Here is a 6,744-nt window from a genome sequence, read left to right on the forward strand (position 1 = left end):
TGCAGCTCGGGGCTTTCCAGCGTCCCCACCGCCTGCCCGGCCTCGACCTGGTGGCCCGCCTTCACATCAAAATGCACCGTGCCCGATGCCGCCGCGTAAAGGCTGGGACTGACGGCGGCGATCACGCGGCCATCCGCCGCGATGTCACGTTCGAAGCGGGCGCGTTCGACAACGGCGATGGACACGCGCGACAGGCTCACCGACTGCTCCGCCGACCACAGCCGAACATATCCCGGCAACAGCCAGACCAGCAGCGCGATGACGGCTCCGCCGCCGATCAGCGGCCAGCGCCAGCGTGTCCACGTCGAACCGGTTTCCAGCACCCGGTCCTGCCCGCTGGTGTCACGGAACATCCGATCGTCTCCCGTCACGGCCATTACAGATAGAGGCAGCCGTCATCGGAGCAGCTCTGCTCAAGCGTGTCCGTGGCGTCCGGTTGAGTCGGCGCATCGACCGACGCGGCGGTCTCTTCGTCGCAGGGTTCCTCGGAATCCCAATGAACGGCACCGTCACCCGCGGCGAACTGACGGGCATCGCGGCGCAGGCTTACGGTCTCCACGGAGGTGGTCAGGCCACTCAGCAGATTCCGACTCTGGTCGGCAATCTTGCGATCCAGCCGGGCCTGCAGCGACTCGTTCAGCTCGGACGAGTAGCGATCCGCCGTGGCCAGCTGCCGCAGTTCGGCGTCAACATCAATCGGCTGGTCCGTGCCAGCGGGCCTCTCCGTGACCGACCCACCGAGCAGGGAGGACTGCATGGCGGCCAGGCAGGGAATGGCCACACTCATCAGGCCGGCGATCAGGAACACATTCTGTTTACGCATCGGAAAGCTCACAAGGAAGTCTCGTGATTCTTTAGCGCAACCCGTGTACCAACTTTTTGAAATCTATAATTTGTTGTTTTTATTGAATTATTTATATTTTCTTGTTCGGAGAAAAGTGTCCGCGGACACCTGTCCGGACACTTTTACCAGGTCATCCGGACACTCGGACAGGCCTGGGAGCCCCGGATTGATTGGCACCGTCAAGTTGCGGCGTGGATCAATCAGGACGTCCCTGGCTGCGCTCGATCATTTCCATCAACACAAACTCCTCACCGCCATCTTCACGCACGGTGACCCGCAGCGGCGGACCCGGGAGCGACTCGGCGAAGTAGTAGACCTTCACCAGTGCCCGGGGCGTCGGGTCCGTGACTTCATAGACCTTCATCCGATACCGCCCCAGCGCCGTCCTGACGGTTTTTGTGTACGTGCGCGTCCGTTCCGCGGGAAACTCGTCGTAGCGAAGAAACTCACCCCAGCTCGACCGATACCGCCTGATCGCGGCGGTTCGCCGCCCTCTCTCGTCCAGGTTCGTGACCGTGAACCAGGCGGTGCTCTCGCTCACCTTGGTGAACTCGGTGGTCTGGATCCGGTAGGTGCCGGCGGGCCCGGCGATCCTGACGACCAGCCGCCTTCCCTCCGGACAGGCTTCACGCACCTGCTCCGCGGTGAACGGTGCGGGCGCCATCCGCGTGCGCGGAACCAGATCGCTCTGCGCCGTTGCCGGCGTCGCCGCAAAGATCAGACACGCCCATGTGAGCACCGCCATCCAGCCGGACTGTTTCACCCTCGTTCCCCTCGGCAGACCGGACAGGACCCGTCGCCATGACCATGACTTGAGGCCATGGGTTTAGCACATTCGCCGGAATCGCGGCGAGCCCGCGATGCGCGAAGTTTCGGCCGGAGCCGATCACGGAAAACAGAAACGGGGTCGTGCACGAATGCACGACCCCGCCCTGCCATCACTTGCTGGTCGCTGGCCGACGTTCAGCGCACGGCTGCGACCCCGACAGGAACCTGGCGTGTCACGCCGCTTCCATGTCAAAGCGATCCAGCGTCATCACCTTGGTCCACGCATCAATGAAGTCGCGGACAAACAGCTCGCCCCCATCACTGGAGGCGTAGGCTTCCGCCACCGCGCGCAGTTCGGCATTGGATCCGAACATCAGATCCACCATGGTGGCCGTCCACTTCAGTTCACCGGACGCGCGGTCCCGCCCCTCGTACAGGCCGGGAGTGTTCGCCGATCGCGTCCACTTCGTCGACATGCTCAGCAGGTTGACGAAGTAATCGTTGTTCAGCGTCCCCGGCTTGGCCGTGAACACGCCGTGCCCGGCACCATCCGCGTTGGCGTTCAGCGAGCGCATGCCGCCGACCAGCACCGTCATTTCCGGCACGGTCAGGGTCAGCATGCTGGCGCGATCCACCAGCATTTCCGGCGGCGACAGACGGCTGTCGGTGCTGTAGTAGTTGCGGAAGCCATCGGCTTTCGGCTCCAGCACCGCGAAGGCCTCGACATCGGTCTGCGCCTGCGTGGCGTCGGTTCGACCCGGCGTGAACGGCACGGTCACCTCGTAGCCGGCGTTCTTCGCCGCCTGCTCGATGGCCGCGGCACCGCCCAGCACGATCAGATCGGCCATGGACACCTGCTTCTTGCGGAAGAAGCCGCCGTTGAAGTCCTTCTGGACCTTCTCCAGCGTCGCCAGCACCTTGGCCAGTTCCTCGGGATTGTTGACCGCCCAATCCTTCTGCGGCGCCAGGCGAATACGGGCGCCGTTGGCGCCACCACGCATGTCGGTGCCGCGGTAGCTGGCCGCGGACGCCCAGGCGGTGCGCACGAGCTCGGGGATGGTCAGACCGGTGTCGAGGATTTCCGCCTTGAGCTTGGCGATGTCCTTGTCGTCGATCAGCGGATGATCCACCGGCGGCACGGGGTCCTGCCACAGCAGGACTTCGGCGGGTACGGCGTTGCCGACATAGCGGGCACGTGGGCCCATGTCACGGTGAGTCAGCTTGAACCAGGCCTTGGCAAACGCGAGTTCGAAGTCCTGAGGCTTTTCCCGGAACCGCATCGCGATCTTGCGGTAGGCCGGATCGAACTACAGCGCCAGATCGGTGGTGAACATGATCGGCGCGTGACGCTTGGAGGCATCATGCGCATCGGGCACGAACTTCAGCTGATCGGCGTTCTTGGGTACCCACTGGATGTGGCCGGCCGGGCTGGTGGTCTGCTCCCATTCAAAGTTGAACAGGTTATCCAGGTACTGCGTGGTCCACTGGGCCGGCGTGGCCGTCCAGGCGCCTTCCAGACCGCTGGTGAAGGTATCCGCCCCCTTGCCGGAGCCGCAGCTGCTCTCCCAGCCGAAGCCCTGCTTCTCGATATCGGCGGCGGCCGGTTCGACACCGACACAGTCACCCTTGGTCGCACCGTGGGCCTTGCCGAAGGTGTGACCACCGGCAATCAGCGCGACGGTCTCCTCATCGTTCATCGCCATGCGGCCAAAGGCTTCGCGAATCACCTTGCCCGCCGCGACCGGATCGGGCTTGCCCTTCGGCCCCTCGGGATTCACGTAGATCAGGCCCATCTGCGTCGCCGCCAGCGGGTCCTCGATCTTGCCGTCGCCGTGGAATCGGTCCGATGCCAGCATCTTCTGCTCTGGCCCCCAGTAGACCAGATCGGCTTCCCAGTCATCCTCGCGACCACCGGCGAAACCGAAGGTCTCGAAGCCCATGGATTCCATCGCGACCGTTCCCGCGAGCACCATGAGATCCGCCCAGGAGATGCTGCGACCATAGGTCTGCTTGACCGGCCACAGCAGACGCCGCGCCTTGTCCAGGTTGGCGTTGTCCGGCCAGCTGTTCAGCGGTTCGAAACGCTGCTGCCCGCCGCCAGCGCCGCCGCGGCCATCCGCCGTGCGGTAGGTGCCGGCGCTATGCCAGGCCATGCGGATGAAAAATGGACCGTAGTGGCCGAAATCGGCCGGCCACCAGTCCTGCGAGGTGGTCATCACGGCCTTGAGATCCGCCTTCACGGCGTCCAGGTCCAGGCTGGCGAACGCCTCCGCGTAATCAAAATCGTCGCCGTACGGATTGGACGCCGGCGCCTGCTGACGCAGCGGCGTCAGGTTGAGCGTTTCGGGCCACCAGAACTGGTTGGACGTCGCCTCCACACTGCCTGCGTACGCCGTTGATTGCATTCCCGCCGTGGCGACCGCCAGGGCCACGCCCGCCAGCGCCGTGGTTTTTGGTGCTACTGACATCATTCCCGCCTCCTAAGAATCATTCATAGATCGAACTCCGGGCTGATCCAAGATCGTCAAAACCCGACGATGGAACTTTAGTTATCGGTAAAATCGATGTACAACAGGTTTTCCCCATGGAAACCATCGGCATCGCCGATACCGGAAAAACGCACATGAACACGCGGGATTTGCAGTACGTGCTGGCCGTGGCCGAGCACCGCAGCTTCAGCCGAGCGGCGCAGGCCTGCCATGTCAGCCAGTCAACGCTGAGCGGCCAGATCAAGAAGCTGGAGGAATGGCTGGGCGTGGCGCTCTTCGAGCGGACCAACCGGCGGGTCATGCCCACCGAGGTCGGCGAATCGATCATCCGCTCGGCGGCGCGCATCCTTCGCGAGACTGACCAGATTCGCGAGATCGCGATGAGCGCGCAGGACCCGTTGTCGGGCCGGTTTCGCATCGGTGCGTTTCCGACGCTGGCGACCTACGTGTTCTCGAAACTGGTGTCGCTGATCAAGACGGATCTGCCAAACCTGCGGCTGGTACTGGTCGAGGAGAAGACCGATCACCTCGTCGCCATGCTGCGCAGCGGAGATATCGATGCCGCCCTGCTCGCCATGCCGGTCCACGATGACTCACTGGTCTGCCGCCAGCTGTTCGAGGAACCGTTCCTGGTCGCCATGCCCACGGGCCATCCGCTGGCGGAGGAGCCCGTCATCGATGTCCACCGGCTCGCTCACTATCCGCTACTGCTGCTGGAGGAAGGCCATTGCCTGCGAGATCAGGCGCTGGATGTGTGCCAGCAGCACGGCATGCGGGTGGACCAGGACGTCCGCGCGACCGGCCTGGAGACCCTGCGACAGATGGTGCGGGCTGGCACCGGCATTACGCTGATGCCCCGCGTGGCCGTGCGTGATGACGACGGGATCATCTACCGGGAGCTGGCTGCGCCCGCTCCGACCCGCTCGGTGGGGCTGTTCTACCGCAAGACCAGCGCCAAACGGTCCGTCATCCAGCGTATCGATCCACTGTTGTCGCGGCTGGCCGCCAGCGAGCAGCAGGCCGCCTGAAGGCGATGATCCGGACGGGAACACGAGTGGCATGCGCGCCAGGGGCACCAACACTGTCCGACCACGAACCGCCACGCCCGTTGTCGTGGAACCGCCATTGAAGGCGCCTCCGCGACGAACTATCCTGCATTTCGATTATTTACGAAGTGAAGGATAGTGCCACTCTCAAACGAACAACTCCGGCTGCTCGACAACCTCAACGTCGCCTATGACGAGTGGATTGCCGCGGAGCGCGTACTCCATCGCCACGGCGGACGGCTCACATGGAAGACCGTTGACGGCAGCGACCACCTGTACCGGGTGATCGACCGCAAGGGTAACGCGACCTACATCGGCCCCAGGAACGCCGAGACCGAAGCGGTGGCCGCACGGCAAATGCCCGAGCGTGAAGCCGCGAAGGCGCGGGCCAAGGCCGTCAAGAGCCGGTTTCCGGAACTGGCGGCGCAATATCGAGCCCTGCGGCTGCCCCGCATCCACGACGCCGCCGCGCGGGTGCTGGTCGAATGCGACCGGCGGGAATTGCTGGGCCCCGCCGTACTGGTGGTCGGCACCAACGCAATGGGCGCATACGAGCTGGAAGCGCTGGACCGCTTCGCCACCGGCCTGGATGCCACGGAAGACTGCGACCTCACCTGGGCCGGCAGCGAGGCGCTGGCGATCGCCACCACCGCACCGTTGCTCGACACGCTGAAAGCGGTCGACAGCACCTACACCGTCAACACCGAACGGCCGTTCCAGGCCCGCAACCGGATGGCGTACGAGGTCGAATTTCTGCTACCTCAATCCCTGGCCGCGACGTACCCGAAGCAGGAATCGATTCGGCCCATTCCATTGCCCGAACAGGACTGGCTGGTGCTCGGCTCGCCCGTCACCCAGGTGGTGACCAGCCAGCGGGGAATCGTGTGCCGACTCGCGGTACCTGACCCCCGATATTTCGCGCTGCACAAGCGCTGGCTTGCCGACAAACCCGCACGAAATCCTCGCAAGAAGGGCAAGGACCGCCAGCAAGCCGAGGTGCTGTGGATCGCGATCAAGCACGGCATGCCGCGCTTTCCGATCGACGAGACATTCGCCGCTGACATTCCCGATGCGCTACGGGACACTTTCGACACGCTGGAACAGCTTGGAGCCGGTTAGGCGACCTCCGCCCCCGTCAGTGCTTCCCTGAGCTTGTTCAGCTCGTCGCGCTTCTTGGCCGCGGTCTCGAATTCGAGATTCGCGGCGGCCTCGTACATCGCCTTCTCCACCTGCTTGATCCGCTTCGCAAGCGCAGCCGGATCCTTCGCCTCGTAACCGGCGCGTTTTTCCGCGACCTTCTGCAGGGCCGCATCACCGGACACGCTTTCATACCCGGCACGCATGACATCGGCGACGGCCTTGCGGATGCCCTGCGGCGTGATGCCGTGTTCCTCGTTGTGGGCGATCTGCTTGGCCCGGCGACGGTCGGTCTCCTCCAGCGCCCGGCGCATGGAATCGGTGACGCTGTCGGCATACAGAATCGCCTTGCCGTGCAGGTTGCGCGCGGCGCGGCCGATGGTCTGGATCAGCGAGCGTTCGGAACGCAGAAAGCCTTCCTTGTCCGCGTCCAGCACCGCCACCAGCGATACTTCGGGCA

5 protein-coding genes and 2 pseudogenes are annotated in these 6,744 nt (G+C 64.3%); 2 read left to right on the forward strand and 5 right to left on the reverse strand.

Annotation, left to right across the window (positions count from 1 at the left end; translation table 11 throughout):
• The 4 genes and pseudogenes from ABNS06_RS15835 to katG form a co-directional block, all read right to left on the reverse strand.
• Positions 1–353: pseudogene (locus tag ABNS06_RS15835) on the reverse strand (efflux transporter periplasmic adaptor subunit); the annotation flags it as partial.
• Between the two features lie 23 nt (positions 354–376).
• The gene (locus ABNS06_RS15840) at positions 377–823 is read right to left on the reverse strand and encodes a hypothetical protein (protein ID WP_348675573.1); all 447 of its coding nucleotides are present in this window, start codon (positions 821–823) and stop codon (positions 377–379) included.
• Between the two features lie 217 nt (positions 824–1,040).
• The gene (locus ABNS06_RS15845; RefSeq protein WP_348675574.1) at positions 1,041–1,607 is read right to left on the reverse strand and encodes a hypothetical protein; all 567 of its coding nucleotides are present in this window, start codon (positions 1,605–1,607) and stop codon (positions 1,041–1,043) included.
• Positions 1,608–1,845: 238 nt separating this feature from the next.
• Positions 1,846–4,017, reverse strand: a pseudogene (katG, locus tag ABNS06_RS15850) (catalase/peroxidase HPI).
• A 179-nt stretch (positions 4,018–4,196) separates the two neighbouring features.
• Here katG and ABNS06_RS15855 point away from each other — a divergent pair.
• Together ABNS06_RS15855 and ABNS06_RS15860 are read left to right on the forward strand one after the other, a co-directional pair.
• The gene (locus ABNS06_RS15855) at positions 4,197–5,129 is read left to right on the forward strand and encodes a LysR substrate-binding domain-containing protein (protein ID WP_348675575.1); all 933 of its coding nucleotides are present in this window, start codon (positions 4,197–4,199) and stop codon (positions 5,127–5,129) included.
• A gap of 156 nt (positions 5,130–5,285) precedes the next feature.
• A complete protein-coding gene (locus tag ABNS06_RS15860) occupies positions 5,286–6,266 on the forward strand; it encodes a GSU2403 family nucleotidyltransferase fold protein (RefSeq protein WP_348675576.1) in 981 nt (326 codons plus the stop codon).
• Here the strand turns inward: ABNS06_RS15860 and ABNS06_RS15865 are convergent.
• The coding region (locus ABNS06_RS15865; protein WP_348675577.1) for a UvrB/UvrC motif-containing protein at positions 6,263–6,744 on the reverse strand (482 nt) is incomplete at its 5' end. The two genes, ABNS06_RS15860 and ABNS06_RS15865, sit on opposite strands and share 4 nt — an antisense overlap.

The organism is uncultured Abyssibacter sp. (genome assembly GCF_964000955.1).
GTDB lineage: Bacteria > Pseudomonadota > Gammaproteobacteria > Nevskiales > OUC007 > Abyssibacter.

Bases quoted from the DNA above. Each gene is read 5' to 3' on its own strand.
- ABNS06_RS15840 (WP_348675573.1), bottom strand. From the start codon at position 823: ATGCGTAAACAGAATGTGTTCCTGATCGCCGGCCTGATGAGTGTGGCC.
- ABNS06_RS15855 (WP_348675575.1), top strand. From the start codon at position 4,197: ATGGAAACCATCGGCATCGCCGATACCGGAAAAACGCACATGAACACG.